The sequence below is a fragment of the Pseudomonas sp. GW822-FHT02D10 genome, from assembly GCF_058802345.1.
The window spans coordinates 205588-223477 of the sequence record NZ_JBXAOB010000003.1 but is presented as its reverse complement, the minus strand read 5'-3'; the positions used below and the strand labels follow the sequence as shown (position 1 = coordinate 223477).

12 protein-coding genes are annotated in these 17890 nt (G+C 55.8%); 8 read left to right on the top strand and 4 right to left on the bottom strand.

Translation table 11 applies throughout. The features are described from left to right. Window positions 1-166 precede the first annotated feature (166 nt). Together AC1RPZ_RS06660 and AC1RPZ_RS06655 are read right to left on the bottom strand one after the other, a co-directional pair. Window positions 167-3319, bottom strand: coding sequence for a transglycosylase domain-containing protein (locus AC1RPZ_RS06660; RefSeq protein WP_493136035.1), 3153 nt, complete (start codon window positions 3317-3319; stop codon window positions 167-169). A gap of 165 nt (window positions 3320-3484) precedes the next feature. Then, window positions 3485-4609: an OpgC family protein gene (locus AC1RPZ_RS06655; RefSeq protein ID WP_493136031.1), complete on the bottom strand. Its 1125-nt coding sequence runs from the start codon at window positions 4607-4609 to the stop codon at window positions 3485-3487. 235 nt (window positions 4610-4844) lie between these two features. Between AC1RPZ_RS06655 and AC1RPZ_RS06650 the strand changes: the two genes are divergently transcribed. The 6 genes from AC1RPZ_RS06650 to AC1RPZ_RS06625 all read left to right on the top strand — a co-directional run bounded on the left by AC1RPZ_RS06650 (window position 4845) and on the right by AC1RPZ_RS06625 (window position 12953). Beyond that, window positions 4845-5270: a GtrA family protein gene (locus tag AC1RPZ_RS06650; RefSeq protein WP_493136029.1), complete on the top strand. Its 426-nt coding sequence runs from the start codon at window positions 4845-4847 to the stop codon at window positions 5268-5270. Next, window positions 5267-6208, top strand: coding sequence for a glycosyltransferase family 2 protein (locus AC1RPZ_RS06645; protein WP_493136027.1), 942 nt, complete (start codon window positions 5267-5269; stop codon window positions 6206-6208). The genes AC1RPZ_RS06650 and AC1RPZ_RS06645 overlap by 4 nt, the downstream gene beginning before the upstream one ends. A gap of 38 nt (window positions 6209-6246) precedes the next feature. Beyond that, window positions 6247-7752, top strand: a complete 1506-nt coding sequence (locus AC1RPZ_RS06640; protein ID WP_493136025.1) for a glucosyltransferase domain-containing protein — start codon at window positions 6247-6249, stop codon at window positions 7750-7752. 2 nt (window positions 7753-7754) lie between these two features. Further along, entirely contained in the window at window positions 7755-9278 is a 1524-nt protein-coding gene (locus tag AC1RPZ_RS06635) for a glycosyltransferase family 39 protein (protein ID WP_493136023.1), read from the top strand. Window positions 9279-9446: 168 nt separating this feature from the next. Next, window positions 9447-11120, top strand: coding sequence for a glycosyltransferase family 39 protein (locus tag AC1RPZ_RS06630; RefSeq protein WP_493136021.1), 1674 nt, complete (start codon window positions 9447-9449; stop codon window positions 11118-11120). Window positions 11121-11357: 237 nt separating this feature from the next. Next, the gene (locus tag AC1RPZ_RS06625; RefSeq protein ID WP_493136019.1) at window positions 11358-12953 is read left to right on the top strand and encodes a glycosyltransferase family 39 protein; all 1596 of its coding nucleotides are present in this window, start codon (window positions 11358-11360) and stop codon (window positions 12951-12953) included. On the opposite strand, the gene AC1RPZ_RS06620 is transcribed toward AC1RPZ_RS06625, so the two are convergent. Together AC1RPZ_RS06620 and AC1RPZ_RS06615 are read right to left on the bottom strand one after the other, a co-directional pair. Next, window positions 12931-14550 carry an FMN-binding glutamate synthase family protein gene (locus AC1RPZ_RS06620; protein WP_493136017.1) on the bottom strand — a complete coding sequence of 540 codons (1620 nt, stop codon included), beginning with the start codon at window positions 14548-14550 and terminating at the stop codon, window positions 12931-12933. The genes AC1RPZ_RS06625 and AC1RPZ_RS06620 overlap by 23 nt on opposite strands. A gap of 33 nt (window positions 14551-14583) precedes the next feature. Next, window positions 14584-15384, bottom strand: coding sequence for a helix-turn-helix transcriptional regulator (locus AC1RPZ_RS06615; RefSeq protein ID WP_493136015.1), 801 nt, complete (start codon window positions 15382-15384; stop codon window positions 14584-14586). Between the two features lie 125 nt (window positions 15385-15509). Between AC1RPZ_RS06615 and AC1RPZ_RS06610 the strand changes: the two genes are divergently transcribed. Both AC1RPZ_RS06610 and AC1RPZ_RS06605 read left to right on the top strand, forming a co-directional pair. Then, window positions 15510-16331, top strand: coding sequence for a carbon-nitrogen hydrolase family protein (locus AC1RPZ_RS06610; RefSeq protein WP_493136013.1), 822 nt, complete (start codon window positions 15510-15512; stop codon window positions 16329-16331). A 206-nt stretch (window positions 16332-16537) separates the two neighbouring features. Continuing rightward, a complete protein-coding gene (locus AC1RPZ_RS06605; protein ID WP_493136011.1) occupies window positions 16538-17863 on the top strand; it encodes an APC family permease in 1326 nt (441 codons plus the stop codon). Window positions 17864-17890 lie beyond the last annotated feature (27 nt).

Here is a 17890-nt window from a genome sequence, read left to right as displayed (position 1 = left end):
GTGATCAATAGTAGGACGACCAGCCTATGAAAAGAGGGGGCAGAAAAAAAGTTCAAATACCGGTTGGGAAGGACGCCTTTCCCGGCACCACACTTTCAAAATTGAAGAGTAAAAAACACATAGTTACCGCCTCGCCAACCCGGTATTCGATCTCATGGTTTGTCGCCTACTCGATCTTGGCCGTGGCCAGGGTTTTCTGGCACAGCGTTTCCGTTCCCGGTTGCAGGTAAGGCATAAGAATCGGCGCCATGCCCTTGAGCACTTGCACCGGCAACGCCGAGGTGAATTTGTAGGCTTGCGCCGAAGCGCCGGGGACGAACGCGGTCAAGGTGCCAAAGTGGTTGTTACCGATATAGAACACGAAGGTCGCCGTACGGTTGATCGATTTCGAGCTCAGAACCCGTCCACCGGAACCGAAGGCTTCAATGCGGTTGTCGCCGGTGCCGGTTTTACCGCCCATGGCCAGCGGGGTGCCGTTCGGCAGTTTGAAGGTGCCCGCCACGCGTTTGGCGGTCCCGGCATCCACCACTTGCGACAACGCTTCACGCATTGCCGTCGCCACTTCGGACGGCATGACGCGTTTGCCTTTGCCCGGGTCGTTGATCACCTGTGTTTCATAGGGTGTGTCGGCGGCGAAATGCAGGCTGTCGATGCGCAGGGTCGGCATCCGCACGCCATCGTTGAGAATCGTACCGATCAGCTCGGCCAGCGCCGCTGGCCGATCGCCGGAGCTGCCGATGGCCGTGGCCAGTGATGGCACCAGGTGGTCGAACGGGTAGCCGACGGCTTGCCAACGCTGGTGAATGTCGAGAAACGCTTCGATCTCCAGCATGGTCCGGATGCGGCTGTCGCGGGCGCTCTTGTGCCGGCTCTTGAACAGCCAGCTGTAGACTTCCTGACGCTCGAATTCACTGGCTTTGACGATCTGGCTGAACTTGGCGTCGGGGTTGTTCAGCAAGTAACCCATCAGCCACAGGTCCAGTGGGTGGACCTTGGCGATGAAGCCCTGGTCGGGCAGGTCGAAGGCGCCTGGCCCGTAGGTTTTATAGAGTTTTCCGAGGCGCTCGTCGGTGAGTTTTTCGTTGGGTTTTCCGCTGGCTTTTTCGATATTTTTATCGGGTTTTTTGGCCGTTTTCAGATGCGCCCGCACAAAGCTGTTGAAGCTCTCCTGGCTGGCCTCGGGCAGCAGGTAGCGGTGCACCGCCGCGAGACGAATCGCCGTCGGGTGCATGCCGTCGAGGAAGGTCTCGAGGCGAGCCTGGGTGTCCTTCTTCTGGTACTTCTTCCAGAAGCGCAGTAAAAACGCGGTGCCCTCGTGGTCGGCGAATTGCGCCAGATACTCCTGGCGCCGCGGGTTCTCGTCATCATTGAGCAATTGGCCGCTGCTGTTGGGCCCCGAGTAAGTGCTGTAGCGCACCAGGTCGCGCATCAGGCGAATGAACGGCAGGTTGATCGATTCGCGCAGGGCATCGCGCAGGGTCGGGCTGCGGCCGTTGTCTTCTTTGCGGAAGTTGTGAAAGGTGTGCAGGCCGCCGCCGGTGAAGAACGATTCGCCGGGGTTGGCTGAGTAGGTACGGTTGAGCGCCGCATCGAGCATTTTCGGCAGACTGCGGTCAGTGTTCTGGATCAGGTAGTCGACGGCCCAGCGGCTAATGTGATCCTGCTCGGGGACTTCGGTTTTTTTCAGCTCGGCGGGTGTCTTGTCGCCATAACGGTCGTGCAGTTCGGAGATGATCTGCAGATACATGGTGAGCACCCGCAGTTTGGCGGTGGAGCCCAGCTCCAGCTTGCTGCCCTCGTTGATGTCGAAGGGCTGATCGGTGCTGTCGGTTTGCACACGTACGCGCGAGCCATCAGGGGTCCGCTCGAACAGGGTGAAGCTGTAGCGCACTTGCGTTGTGCTGGTAGGGGTCAGCAAGTGTTCACCCAGCAGACCCAATTGCGCCGCGTAGGCCGGGTCGGCCAGGTGCTTAAGGTACTCGGTGGCCTTGGTTTGCAGGTCGTATTGCAAGGTGCTGGTGGCCGACAGGTCGAGGCGATCGAGGTCATACAGCGGCCGGTTGAGCAGGGCACCCAGTCGACTGCGGGCGACGCTGATGCCCTTGTTGGTTTCGATCGGCTGGAGGGTCGGTTGTTGCTGCCAGTCGCGGTAGGTCACTTTGCTGGCCAGTGCGGCGTCAGCCAGAGGCGCGTCGACCACACCGTTCTGTGCGAGCAGGCGGATGTGGCTGTCGGTGAGGTCTGCCAGTTCGTCATGGCCCTTGAACAAATAGTGTGAAGGCCGGCGCTGGGCGATCATCAGCGATAGCACCTGACGCAGGGCCAGACCGCGTTGAGACAGACTCAACGGGTCACTGGCAACGCTCGTCAGGGTTTTATTGACCTGATTGAAATCGGCGCCGTACCACACGCGCAACCCTTCGGCCATGCCATGCACTTCACCGTGACCGGGCACCGCCGACAGCGGCACGCTGTTGAGGTAATCGCGCACGATGTTTTGACGAGCGGCGAAGGTTTGCGGGCCATCTTGATAAGCGCGCACGCTGGCGGAAATCATCTGCCGGATTTTTTCACTGCCTGACACCGTGAGGCCATCGGGCGAGTGGCGGTATTTTTCCAGCTGAGTGGCCAGGGTGCTGCCGCCGGCAGTCTGGCCCGGCAGGTGCAACAGTTTGGCGACTTGCGACCAGGCCGCCTTGCCAAAGCGCGGCCAGTCCACGGCGGGGTTGGCCAAGGGTTGTTTGGGGTCAAGCAGGTCGCGGTTCTCGATGAACAGCAGGCTGTGCACCACCAGTGGCGGGATCGCCGCAAAGCTCGAATACAGTTGCTGCGGATAGTTGTACTGATATAACGGCAAGGCGCGGCAGTCGGTAATGGTTAAACCGGCCTGGATTTTCTCCGTGTAGGGCACGAAGAAACCTTTTTCGCTGTAGTCGAACAGTTTCGGTGAAAATCGGGTTTGTGCGGCGATCATGTAGTTACGCTTGAGCAAGCGTGGCAAAAACTCACCCAGAGAACTGTAGCCCAGACGTTTGTCGAAAGGCCCTGCGCCCGGATAGAAAATCGAATTGCTGGGACCGGGTTGCATCGAATAGCTCAGCGATGCGGCAAATTGGCTGAATTCGCGCGCCTGCAGTTTTGAGGTGCGCATTTCCCTGGAGGCGGCAAAACCAAGCGCGACCAGAATGATCAATAACAACAACCAGAACATCCGCCAGGCATAACGGGGGCGGCGAGGTTTTTTTGGTAAAGGCGCTTCTTCCACGCGATCAGTTGGTTCCACAGTTTTACTCGAATCGGATTGCCATAAAGCGCCCATAGTCGATTGATCCATTCACGCAGATTGATCGGACTTGTCTGAAGCTTAGACGCTGGTTGGAATCGGTGAAAATTTTGTGAGCGCAGAAATTTTGTGAACGGATGATTGACTGTGGCGAGGGAGCAAAAGCCCCGGTCTTTATGAGCAGGGCTTTTTGTTTTTGACTTAAATCACGGCCACTTGCGCCGGTCGGTTCAGCCGTTTGTTCCAATCCAGCCACGCCGCCAGGACGGCCATTGATCCCGCCCCCAACAGGGCGCTGAAAATCTGCATGGCCAACGCATCCCCGGCCAGCGCGTTGAGCATGTCCGCCAGCGGTGCCAGCAGCACACCCAAACAAAACACTTCCAGCGAGTAACGGCCCATGCGGCAGCTTTGCCGCGCCAGCCAGTTTTGCGTCCAGCCGCTGTTGGGCAAGAGTTTGGCAATGACGTAGGCCAGTGCCAAAAAGTGCAGCAGTCGCGCCGGTGACAGGTTGGTCTTGCTGATCGGGTACAGCCATTCGCCCAGCATCCGGGGCATGAACGCGTCATGCACCACCGGCCATTTCCACGACAGCGCGATTAACCCGGCGATCAATAAATAGAGCGCTGCTGCGACAAACAGCGGTTGACGCGGCAAGGTGCGGACGTCCGGTACAAGCGGTCGCTGACTGCGAATCGCCGCAGCGCCACCGAGGATAAACAGCAACTGCCAGGCCATCGGGTTGAAGAACCACACACCTCCGTCTGTCGCCGCCAGGTTCCATTGAAACCACGGCGCCAGTATGTACAGCACCACCGACAACCCCACCACGTACTCGGCCTTGCGCAGCAATATCGGCAACACCAGTGGTAGACCCAGCAACAGCAGAATGTACAGTGGCAACGGGTCCATCAGGTTGGGCTTGAAGCGCAGCAGCAGTTCATCGACCAAGGCTTGTTGCGGGTTGCCGAGGAAGTAGTGCAGGCCCATTTCCTGCACCAGATCACGGGTTTCCACGTGGCTGTTGGCGAAGAACACGATGCCCATCAGCACCGCCAGCAGAAAGATATGCACCACGTACAGCACCCAGGCGCGGCGCAGGATTTTAACGGTGGCAACCAGTAAACCCTCGCGCCGGGCAATCTTGCCGTAGGCCAAAACCGCGGCGTAGCCCGCCAGAAACACGAAGAGCTCCGCCGCATCACTGAAGCCGAAATTGCGCACTGTGAAATGGGCGAGGGGGTTCTGTGGTACGTGATCCCAGAAAATGAAGATCAGCGCCAGTCCGCGAAAGAAATCGATGCGAAGGTCGCGTCCTTGGGTCATGACAACGGGCTCTTGAAAACAGGGGGGAGTAACGAGTGGTCTGTGGCGCAAAGGGTGGTGGCGCGCAGGGTGGCGTGATTCGGCGGTAATTGCAAAGGCCGGATATTACCGGATGTCTCAGCGGCAGGACGGGCAGGGCTGGGGTATACAACTGAACGTTGAGGCGAGTCGGTAGAACGGCATTTTTTAGCCATTGGTCTAATCGTTGACTGGAAAGTAGACAAGCGGGGCAGGGGTGCCAAGCTCTCTCCAGGGCACGCATTCAGATTGGAAAAAAACAATGGACTTGAGAACCGCATTTCACGGTTTCCCCAGATTTGTGTCAGTTGGCCTGCTGAATACATTGATCCACTGGTCGACGTTTTTTGTTCTGCACACCGTCATGAGTTTTCGTCAGGCACCCAGCAACTTTGTGGGTTTTTGTCTGGCCGTCTCTTTTTCCTTTTATGCCAATGCGCGATACACCTTCAAACAAAAAACCAGTATTTCACGCTATCTATTGTTTGTCGGGTTCATGGGCGTATTGAGCTATGGCGTGGGGTCTGTGGCGGATCAGTTACTGCTGCCGGGGCTGATTACCCTGATGGTCTTTTCCGGCATCAGTCTGGTCTGTGGTTTCTTTTACTCGAAGTTTTTCATCTTTCGGGAGCGCGAGCAGTGAAGATCTCGCTGATCGTTCCAGTGTTCAATGAAGAGCAGGCGATCAACCTGTTTTATCAGGCTGTCCGTCAGGAATTGTCGCTGGCTGATTGTGAAGTCGAGATTGTGTTCATCAACGACGGCAGTTCTGACCAGACTGCAGAGCAGGCCAAAGCCCTCGCATTGGCTGACGAGCATGTGCTGGTCATCAACTTCTCGCGCAACTTTGGCAAGGAGCCCGCGTTATTTGCCGGGTTGGAGTACGCCAGTGGCGATGCGGTGATACCGATGGATGTCGATTTGCAGGACCCGATCAATGTGATTCCTTTGTTGATCAGGGAGTGGAAGAACGGCGCTGATGTGGTACTCGCCAAACGCCACGGCCGCGCCGCCGACAGTTACCTGAAACGGCAGAGCGCCGCACTGTTCTATCACCTGTTGAACCGGATCGCTTACACCCGTATTGAAGAAAACGTGGGTGATTTTCGGTTGATGGACCGCAAGGTCGTGAACGTGATCCGCACGCTCCCGGAGCACCGGCTATTCATGAAGGGCATCCTGTCGTGGGCGGGTTTCAATACGGTGGTCATCGAATATGAACGGGCCGAACGTGTGGCGGGCACCACCAAGTTCAACCTCTGGAAACTCTGGAACCTGGCGCTGGAAGGGATTACTTCGTTTAGTACAGTGCCGTTGCAGTTGTGGACCTATGTCGGTAGTGCGATTTCCCTGTTTGCAATTTTCTATGCCATTTACATGGTGCTGGACAAGATTTTTTTTGGCAATAACGTGCCGGGTTATCCTTCCTTGATGACGGCTATTTTATTTCTGGGCGGTGTTCAGCTGATTGGTATTGGCATATTGGGTGAGTATGTGGGTCGAATCTATATTGAATCGAAACATCGGCCGAGGTATGTCGTGAAAGATATTGTTGGCGATAAAGGTAAGCGCAAGCTGTAAAGACGTCCGTGAGGTCCGGCTGAGAAAGGAGCGCCGAAATGAAGGTGGCGAGTTTATTGAGTAAGGAGTTGCTCGGTTGTGAAGTATTTGTGTTTTTTTTAATGGCCACGTTTGTTTACGTATTTCCTCTGATACTGGTTGATTATTACTATATAGATGATAACTGGCGGTCCTTGTCTGCCGGTACCGCCTGGACGGGGCAGGGACGGCTATTTACCGAAATTTTTTACAATGCCCTGACCTTTACCTCGAGTGCGCCCAATATTTTCCCGTTACCACTGTTGATCGCCACGCTGGCCATGGCCTTTGCCTTGACGAAACTGACGACGCATTACTACAAAATACCCAACATCTCATGCTGCCTGGTACTTCTGCCACTGTGGTACAACCCGTTTTTTCTGCAAAATTTATCTTATCAATATGACGGGCCGGCAACAGCGTTGAGCCTGGTGGCGGTTATTTATGCAATTGCATTTCGAAGTAAAGCTGGCGTCGTGCAGGTAGTGGTGCCCGGTGCACTGATTGCCGTTGGACTCGGTTTGTATCAGCTGAGTGTCAATGTGTTTTTGGGATTGTGCTGCATGGAGTTCGTGAGAGGTATTAACAATAAAGAGTCCCTTGCCTGTTTGTCGTCAATGGCAGGATTGAAAGCTTTGCAGTTGGTCGCAGGTGTGATCATTTATTTTTTGCTGGCCTATCCACTCATGAGCCATGAACGCGTGGAGATGATTCCGTTCAATGTGAGCGGGCTTTGGCTGATCCTGAGTAATGCAGGAGTATTAGTCGAAAAAATCGGATTGCTATTTCAGGGGGGAAATCGTGAAGTGTCGTGGGTTGTAGTGTTGTTTGCTATCGTTGGTGGAGGGTGGGTTGGGCGAAAAATCACTCAAGGAGAAGAGACGCTGTTAAAAAAGATATGTTTGGTTTTTTTGTGTTTTTTGATGATTTTACTCTTGGTTTTTCTGGTGTCAGGTTCGGCCCTGTTATTCAGGTTTTTCAATGAGGGAGCCAGAACGTTATTGGGTTTTGGTGTGCTTCTGGTGTTTTTGTTTTATCTGGCTCATCAGTGGTTAGTGACGGTTAACGCCACGCTGGGTGTTTTATTGGTTGTGCCGTTGCTCAGTATGCTTTCGATTTCGTATGCGTACGGGCGGGTGTTGAATCTGCAGAAAGAGTTTGGGCTGAATGCCGAGTTCACGATGGCCTATGATATTGTTTCCCATCAGCGCTTGCGCGAGGCAAAGCGGATATACATGGCAATCAACTATTCAAATAGTTGGTTGCTAAGCGCCAAGGGAAGCTTTGAGCAGATTCCGGTGCTGAAATACATACTTAATATTGATTTTTATATGCTGCCTGAAAATCTACTCAGGGCAGGTGTTACCAATGTCGTTCCGGAAAAGGAACGAAAAAATGCGACGCTGGTGGGTTATCGAAGGTACACGCCGGTGGTGGACAGCAAGTTCTATTCTATGTACCTGATTGGTGATTATGGTTTTATTGTTATGAAGGAAGTACCCTCTTCTGGAGAGGATAAGTGGTAAGGATGGTCAATGGCACGAGCCTCAGCACTTTCCAGGGCAAGTGCTGGACACTGTCGATTATTCTATTGGCGGCATGGGTGCGTTTTCACGACTTGAGTAAACCCGCCATCTGGGCCGATGAAGGGTTTACCTTGCTGTTGAGTTCATATTCTCCGTCTCAAATCCTGTTTCATACGGCCCGGGATGTGCACCCGCCGCTGTATTATCTGGTGTTGCATGAATGGATGAATGTGTTCGGAAGTGGAGTTTTTGTTGCTCGAAGTCTGAGCGCTCTGGCGGACGTCGCGACCGTAGGGCTGGGCATCTGGCTGGTTCGCTTGGTCAGTACACGCCGTGCGGCGATGCTGGCCGGCATTATGTTGGCGTTACTGCCCATCGCGGTTCGCTACAGTCAGGAAGTTCGCATGTATGCGTTGCTCGGACTGTTAATGGTCGGGGCAACGATTGCTTTCGTTTACTGGGTAAAAGGCTCAGGCGGTCATCGGCCTCTTGCGGTCTATGCAGTGCTGATGGTGGCTGGACTGTATACCCACTATTTTGCGGCCGTCAGTATGGCGTCACACTGGGCTTATCTGTTGGTGTTGGGGTTTCAGCGCGAAGCAAAACACCAACCGTTGTCAGCGCCCGCATGGTGGGTGGCCAATGGGGCCGTCATGTTGCTTTTCGTGCCCTGGGTTCCGAGTCTGATCAATCAGTTGAGGTTTTCCGGGTTCAACTGGATAGCGCCGCTGGATGTTTCTACTGTGGTTTCAGCGCTCTGGCAGTTTGTGAGTTATAGCGATGGACCAAAAGAATCGATGGGGATGTTCTATAGCTTGCCGCTGTTGGCGTTGGCCGTTTCGGCAGTGATTGTCATGCGGGACAGGAGTGATAAGAAGTTCAGCATGCTGCTCGTCATGTATACCTGGTTTCCGCTGCTTTTGATTGCGATGGTCTCACTCGTTCGTCCGCTGTTTGTTGATCGTTATTTTATATTCGCTGCGTTGGGCCTGCCGATGATCATGGCGGTTGCACTGGAGGCTCTGTGGGGGCGCGCAAAAGTGTTGTTTTTTATCCTGCTGGTATTGATGGTGTCGACGGAAAGTGTCGGATTATATAACGTTCATCAAAGGGGCCATGTTGTATATGACGAGGTGAACAAGGTGGATGCCCTGGCAGAATACATCAATGCACGGGTTCACCCTGACGACGGTATAGTGGTTGCCAATAGGTTTCTTTACTATCCCTTCGCGTACTACAACAAGACCGGCGTGACACCGATGCTTTATACGCCAGCCCATAAGGACGGCACCTCCGGACGCCCCGACGGCTATCAAACATCGACGTTGACTCAACAAAACGCAGAGAAGGTCTATCTCGATAACCTTGAATGGCTAACGCCGAACTCAGGTCGAGTGTGGGTGCTGGACGGTCATGGTGAGGGGGCGCAAAAAATAGTTATTCCTGAAAGCTGGCAGCTGCTCGATACCTTTTCCGAGGGTGATGGAGACGTCCGCTTATTTTCAGTGTGTCCGGGGATTCCGTGAAGAACCTAAAAAAAAAACCGACCTGAGCAGCCCCGTTAGCTAGCCTTTACCTATGACAGTAAGCCGTTTTATCGAGAACGTTTAGCGTAAACACGGATCCACGACGAAGGTGAGTAGTCCGTGGGGAGGCTCCTGTTTCTATCAGGGTTATGTTTTCAGGGCGAAAATATGAGCTTTAAGTACCCTACGGGCTTTGCGTCCCTGCGCTCATCGCTAGACAGCGGTGGGTGGGTGCTGGTCATGATGCTCGCGATCATTGTTCGGTTTCACGACATCAGCCTTCCCTATTTCTGGACTGATGAAGCGTTCTCGGCGCTGGTAGGGGTTCAGTCGCCGGAGCGTATCTGGTTTCACCTGGGGCATGACGTTCATCCGCCGCTGTATTTTTTAATTCTCCATGCCTGGATGTCTGTTTTTGGTGAGGGTGTGGTTGCGATTCGGGCTCTGAGCGCGCTCGCGGGTGTCGCGACAGTCGCGCTCGGTGTGTGGTTGATGCGATTGATCACCACGCCAAGGGTGGCCTTGTTGGCCGGGCTGTTTCTGGCCTTGTTGCCGATATCTGTTCGCTACAGCCAGGAAGCCCGGATGTATACGCTGGAGGGGGTGTGGCTGCTGGGAGCAACTATCGCCCTGGTCTATTGGATCAAAAGCGCTCGTAACCGATACCTGGCAGGCTACGTCGTGCTTATGACGGCCGCTGTATATACCCATTACCTGGCTGTTTTATGTTTGCTGTCTCACTGGTTATACCTTGTTGTCTTGCGCCTTCAGCGAGATGAAACGCTTTATTACCTCTCACGGCCGATATGGTGGGCCGCTAATGTGGTCATTGTTGTTCTGTATATCCCTTGGTTGATCAGCCTGGGTAATGAGGTGTTTTTAAATACAGAGAAGTTAAAGACCGGAGGGGATATTTTCTGGATACCTGAATTGACGATCTATACGTTGCCTTCAGCGGTCTGGAAATTTTTAACGGTGAAGAATGGACTGGAGTTTGCAAGCCCGGTTTACCTAATGCTTCCAGCGCTGGTAATGGCATCGGTGGTGTGGGTCGGGCTCAAGGAAAGAAGCAGGTTAAAACTTGAGTTATTGCTGGTTATCTATGTGCTGTTGCCAGTGCTGGTTGTTTTTATGGTGTCATTCGGTTTTTCCATATTTGTTGAACGGTATATGGCGTTTGCGGCGCTTGGCTTGCCGATGATAGCGGCGTTGGCAATAAACCGGATTGCCCGTCGCACGCGTGTCCTGGCGTGGACGTCTGTCCTGTTGATCGTCGGCGTTCAACTCATGGGGCTGAATACAATTTATAAACAACACGATGATCTGGATGATCCGCGCAATGAGTCCCTGTATCCGCTTGACGATATTGTGTCCCGTATCAATCAGAACGCTATCGCCGGGGATAACATCATTGTGGATGGCGCGTACTGGTATTACAGCGTGGCTTACTACAATCGCTCCGACATTCAACCACGGCTGTATCAGGCGCCCTGGGATAACAGCACGGATAACCGACCCAACGGCTATGGCGCGTCCACGTTGATTTACCAGGATCGGGATAAAGTCTTTCTCGACAACCTTGTCAGCGTATCGCCAGAGACCAAGCGAGTGTGGTGGGTGACATCGACTCGCCTGGCGGATGATGAAAACCATTTTCCAGGCAATTGGCAGTGCCTGTTCGCACAAGGCGTGGGGGACATGGAGCTTCGACTCTATGTGACCAGCACCTCTGCGGGCCGTACCAGCGGTGGCTGTTCTACCCAGCCACCGGATGGTCACGAGTATGCGTTACACAGCAGCGGCCTCAAAACTGTCAGCCCGCGCCATCTGCCACATCCGTGAATAGAACTCGCCATTGACCTCTCCAGCAAGCAACTTCCGGGGGCGCGGTGGGACCTTTCGTCCGAGACGATGGCCTGCCTGTTATTTCTGACAGTAGACGAATACCTCGTCTGGCGCCTGGTTTGAGCGACATCGGTCTGGTGATGGTGGTGGTGTTTTCACTGTTGAGCCTTGTAGTACGGTTGGGCGTGATACCGAAAAGGGCGAACGCACTCATCTGAAAAGGATCATTGATCGATGAGATATTTTTCCACCTGCCGAAGAAAGACTCTGAGTTTGTTCATGGAGGTGGCCATTCTGATTGCAGTGGTAGCCATCGCGCTGATGATGCGATTTCACGCGATCACCGTGCCGGCCATCTGGTATGACGAGGCGTTCAGTCTGCTGCTTGCCAGGGAAACACCTTGGCAAATCTGGTCCATTACCGCGCGGGACGTCCATCCACCTCTTTACTATGTCTTATTGCATTACTGGACGATGTTGTTCGGTGACAGCGTCTTGGCTGCACGGTCCCTGAGCGTACTGGCCGATATGGGCACGCTGCTACTTGGCATGAAACTGATGAGTCTGGTTGCAACGCGAAGGGCTACCTGGATATTTGCATTATTGTTTGCGTTGTTGCCCATGGCGGTTCGCTATAGCCAGGAAGCTCGAATGTACACCTTGCTTGGCTTCTGGCTCATGGGGGCGACAGTGGCGCTGGTGTGTTGGGTCAATGCGCCAGGACAAAGGCGTTTTCCGGTCATTTATGTGCTGCTGATGACGGCTGCCTTTTATACGCACTACTTCGCCGCGCTAGGTGTATTGGTTCACTGGTTTTATTGGTGGAGGCTGCGGCGCAGAGGTTTCGGTACAGCCGTGCCCGTTGGTGTGTGGATGTTGGCCAATAGCGCGATCATCGTGTTGTACTTGCCGTGGTTACCCCATTTAATTGATCAACTTCTGAGAATGGAGGGGGGAGGATGGATCCCGCCTACCACATGGCAGGCAGTGTCGACCATCGTTTGGCAGTTCACGGTGATGACTGATTTTTCGGACAACTCGTTAGTTTGGCGTGTCGTGCCGTCAGTGTTGATCGTTATTTGTGCGGCGACGGTGGTCTTGAAGGATCGTAGTGAGTGCCGTTCTAGCGTGTTGCTGGTTGGCTATTTTTTTGTTCCGGTACTCACTGTCTATCTGGTGTCACTGATCTCTCCGTTATTCGTCCCCAGATACCTTGTATTCGCAGCGGTCGGTCTGCCGTTGATCGTTGCGGTGACACTGGATGCATGGGGCCAACGTCGGCCCGCCCTTGCCGTTATTGCCACGGTTCTTTTTGTGTTCGGAGAAGTCCAAGGCCTGTTGGCGGTTTACGAGCAGCAGGATGGTTTGGACGGAACAGCGATTCGCAAAGAGGCCAGGATGGATGCATTGGCGGCGGGTATCCGGCGGGAGTTGCGTCCGGATGACGAGATCGTGATCGATAATGTGTACTGGTATTTACCGTTCATGTACTACAACACAACAGGTATCCAGCCGAGGATTTACGTATTCAAATCACCTACTGGTGCATCTTGGGGGCCCTCCAACTACGGCGGTTGGGCTCTCGTCCCCCAACCTCAGGATGGAATCTCTTTCAACGATGTATCAGTGTTGAAGCTGAACTCCAGGAGGGTCTGGTGGGTAGCGCCCAAACCCCGGCCCGAAGATCATTTTGAGTTTCCAAATGGATGGCAACAAGCACTGATGATCGAGGGAGGGATGGTTGAAGCTCGTTTGTTTATCCTGGACAGCGCGCCAAACTCCCTTGAGGTTGGCGCGCAAACACTCCTTACGCAGCAACCACATCGTTAGGCTCAAAACTATCCGCCCGCGCCATCTGCCACATCCGTGAGTAGAACTCGCCATTCACGTCACCCGTCAGCAATTCGCCGGGTTTGAGGAACACATGCAGCTGTGAGAACAGTTTGATCTCAGTGGCCGACATGCGCCGTACCAGATGTTTGGCCGACAGCTGCGACGGGTGTTCGAGGCCGGCAGCGGCGAGCATTTCGGCCAGGGCTTTGAGGGTGCTGTGGTGGAAATTGAAGACGCGCTGGGCCTTGTCCGGCACCACCAGCGCGCGTTGGCGCAGGGTGTCCTGCGTGGCAACGCCGGTCGGGCACTTGTTGGTGTGACAGCTTTGCGACTGGATGCAGCCGATGGCGAACATGAAACCACGGGCCGAGTTGGCCCAGTCGGCGCCAATCGCCAGGACGCTGGCGATGTCGAAGGCGCTGACGATTTTGCCGCTGGCACCGAGTTTGATCTTGTCCCGCAGGTTCAGGCCCACCAGGGTGTTATGCACGAACAACAGGCCTTCGCGCATCGGCACGCCGATGTGGTCGGTGAATTCCACGGGGGCCGCGCCGGTGCCGCCTTCCTTGCCGTCGACCACGATGAAGTCCGGCAGGATGCCGGTTTCCAGCATGGCCTTGGCAATGCCCATGAACTCCCACGGGTGACCAAGGCAGAACTTGAAGCCCACCGGTTTGCCACCCGACAACTCCCGCAGTTGCTTGATGAAGTGCATCATTTCGATCGGCGTGGAGAATGCGCTGTGGCATGACGGCGATACACAGTCCTGGCCCATCGGAACGCCGCGAGTGTCGGCGATTTCCTGGGTCACTTTGTGTTTGGGCAGGATACCGCCGTGACCGGGTTTGGCGCCCTGGCTCATTTTGATTTCGATCATCCGCACTTGCGGGTCCTGGGCCTGGACGGCGAAGCGTTCCGGGTCGAAGCGACCGTCGGCGGTGCGGCAGCCGAAGTAGCCGCTGCCCAGTTCCCAGGTCAGGTCGCCACCGTGTTCGCGGTGGTAGGGGCTGATGCTGCCTTCGCCGGTGTCATGGGCGAAGTTGCCGAGTTTGGCGCCCTGGTTGAGGGCACGGATCGCGTTGGCGCTCAGCGAGCCAAAACTCATCGCCGAGATATTGAAGACTGAGGCCGAGTACGGTTTTGTACATTGCGGGCCGCCGACAATCACTCGAAAACCGCTCGGGTCGCTGACGGGCGCCGGGCGCATCGAATGGCCGATAAACTCGAAACCCGACTGGTACACATCGATCAGCGTGCCAAAGGGTTTGTCGGCACTTTCGTTCTTGGCCCGCGAATAGACCAACGAACGCTGGGCCCGGGAGAAGGGCAGGGCGTCGCTGTCGGATTCGAGCAGGTATTGGCGGATTTCCGGGCGAATGCCTTCTACCAGATAACGGATATTGCCCAGGATCGGGTAGTTGCGGCGTACGGCGTGGGGGCTTTGCAGCAGGTCGAAAATACCCAGCAGGCTCAGCAGGCCAGTGACGATGGAGATTGGCCAGAGCCAGTCGTATTCAAGAAACGGCAGGCTGGCGAGGGTGAAGATCACACAGACGGCAAAGAAGGCGTAGCGGCTCAGAAGTGACAGGCTCATACGGGTTCCTTGGGTTCGGACTCGGTGGGGCAATCAGGCATTTTGTGCCTGAAGAAAAATCGAAAACAGCTCGGACAGGGATTTGATCCCCAGCTTGCTGTACATGTGTTTCTTATGGACTTTCACGGTTTCGACAGAGATTTCCAGCTTACGGGCGATTTCCTTACTGGAGCAACCGCTGAGCATCAAGCGCCCGACGTCCAGCTCCCGGGCGGTCAACTGTGCGCCTTTGAGTTGCTGCACCGAGGCTTCCAGCTGCACCCGCCAGTCGGCCTGCGGCGGTGCAGGTGCCAGGGCCACGACTTCGTTGATTTCATAGGGCAGGCGCTGGCGCAACAGACCCAGTACCCAAGGTTGGATCAACGACAGCAAGGCGATCTGCTGGCCGCTGAAACACTGTTTGCTGCCCAGCGACAGGCACAGCGTACGATCGCCTTCGAGCTGGCAATTGAACTGGATTTCATCGGCCACCACATTCAGACGAAAGTAGCGCTGGTAATACTCGGTCAACTCGAAGTGCTCGGGCGCCACTTCCGACAGGCGATAGAGCCCGGTGCGCGACTGTTCGCGGCAGGCGATGTAGAACGGGTCGAGCAGGTACAAGCCGCGCAGGTAGTCCTGGAACAACTGATCGGGGCTGCCATCCTCGCCGGGGCATTCGGCGAACACCTGCGGGTGGCGGTCGGCGCTGAATAGCAGCGCCACCCAGCTGTCGAAATTCACGTACTGATCCAGCAACCGTACAAGCTGCGTCCAGAAGTTGGGCTTGTCCAGGGCGTCGATCAGCTGCCCCACCGAGCGGTGCCAGGCGATGTCGTCTAACGAAAGTGTCATGTATCTACCCCTATAGGGTTACCCCAGCCGCGTAATTCCCTGGCCGGTTGCTTGCTGCGCATACTGGCGCACAGACAGCGGCCGGGCAATCTTTCCCAGCCCGGCGCGAAGAACAAGGACTACAGATGAAAGTCGAACTCGCCCAATTGGCGGGCCGTGACAACGACACGGCTTACAACCTCGAACGCGCCCTGGCGGCGATTGCTGCCTGTGCTGCCGATACGCAACTGATCGTGTTTCCCGAAACCCATCTGATGGGCTTCCCGTCCCTTGAAGCCCTGGCCCAGACCGCCGAACCGCTGGATGGCCCGACCGTCAGCGCGGTGCTGGCGGCGGCCCGTGAGCGCAACATTGCCGTGGTGATCGGCACGGCCGAGAACGACAACGGTCGTTTCTACAACACCACGCTGCTGATCACCCCCGAAGGCATTGCACTGAAATATCGCAAGACACACTTGTGGGCGTCGGATCGCGGCGTGTTCGAGGCCGGCGACCGTTACGCCACTTGCCTGTGGAACGGTGTGCGGGTCGGCCTGCTGATCTGTTACGACATCGAATTCCCCGAGACCGCCCGGGCCCTGGCGCAACTGGGCGCCGAGTTGCTCATCGTCACCAACGGCAACATGGACCCCTACGGCCCGACTCACCGCACCGCAATCATGGCTCGCGCTCAGGAAAATCAGGCGTTCGCGCTGATGGTCAACCGGGTGGAAGAGGGCGATGGCGGGTTGTTGTTTGCGGGCGGCAGTTCGTTGGTGGATCCGCTGGGCACTCTGCTGTTCGAAGCTGGCCGGGAGGAGGGTCAGTTTGCGGTGGAGCTGGACCTGAATCAGCTGACGGCGGCGCGGCAGGATTATCGCTACCTGGATGACCAGCGGCTGAAGTTGCCGGGGGAGATTGTCGAGCATGCTTCTGGATTGCGGGAGCTGCTGATTCCTTCGAACTGATTCGGTTTCTGTGTCGTCAGGGCTGACGCTATCGCGAGCAAGCTCGCTCCCACATTTGGAATGCGTACCCCTGTGGGAGCGAGCTTGCTCGCGAAGAGGCCCTCACAGACAACACACCTGTTTGCCCCAAGAACAACAACGCAACACCCGTAATTTGCGCCGAACTCGGCTCTGCCATAAATCTAATAAATTCGGAGTAGTCGCTCATGGCTCGTTTGCAACGCACCCTGTCATTGGGGTCGGTAGTGCTGTTTGGCATCGCTTATATGACGCCGATCATTGTGCTCGGCACCTTTGGCATCCTCGCTCAATCCACCGCCGGCATGGTTCCGGCAGCCTATCTGGCGGCGCTGGTGGCGATGTTTTTCACCGCCATGAGCTACGGCCGCATGGCCGCAGCGTTCCCGGTGGCCGGTTCGGCCTACAGCTATGTACGCAAGGCCATCAGCCCGAAACTCGGTTTCATCGCCGGTTGGGCGGTGTTGCTCGATTACCTGTTCCTGCCCATGGCAATCTGGCTGATCGGCGCCGCCTATCTCAACTCCGCGTTCCCGGCGGTGCCGCAGTGGATCTGGGTGCTGGCGTTCATCGGTATCACCAGCGCGATCAACATCGTCGGCCTGAAACTGGCCAACGGCATCAACGCCTTGCTGATGCTGGTGCAGTTCCTGGTGTTGATAGCCTTCGTCGCGCTGTGCATCCATTACATCGGCGGTGATGCGAGCACACCGCTGTGGACGGTCAAACCGTTCTTCAACGGCGACATGCAAATGCCGCTGATCATGAGCGGCGCGGCCATTGCCTGTTACTCGTTCCTCGGCTTCGACGCGGTCAGTACCCTGACCGAAGAAACCCGCGACCCGCGCCGCACCATCCCACGGGCAATCATGCTGATTACCCTGATTGGCGGGCTGATTTTCGTCGGTGTGTCCTACTTCGTGCAGATCGCGCATCCGTCGTTCCAGTTCGACAATGCCGACTCGGCGGCCTATGAGATTGCTCGCAACATTGGTGGCGACCTGTTTGTGTCGATCTTCCTGATCGGCCTGATTGTCGGCCAGTTCGCGTCGGGTCTGTCGGCCCAGGCCAGCGGATCGCGGTTGCTGTTCGCCATGGGCCGCGACGGTGTGCTGCCCAAGTCGTTCTTCGGCACCTTGCACGAGCACTTCGGCACGCCGGTCAACAGCATCCTGCTGTGCGCGGTGGTGGCGTTGCTGGCGCTGAAACTGGACGTGACCACCTCGACCTCGTTCATCAACTTCGGCGCGTTCCTGGCCTTCAGCCTGGTGAACCTGTCGGTGATCTTCCACTACTGGATCGGTGGCGAGAAACGTGGTGCGCGAGAGTTTGCGCTGTTCCTGTTGTGCCCGTTCATTGGCTTGGTCGCTGACCTTTGGCTGATGGTCAGCCTCGATCACCTGGCGATTTACCTGGGCCTGAGCTGGCTGGCGATTGGCGTGATGTACCTGGCTGTGCTGACTGGCGGGTTCCGCCGCCAGCCACCGGAGATGGATTTCCAGGAAGCCACATAACCCCAGCCTGGTGAGTCACCTGTGGGA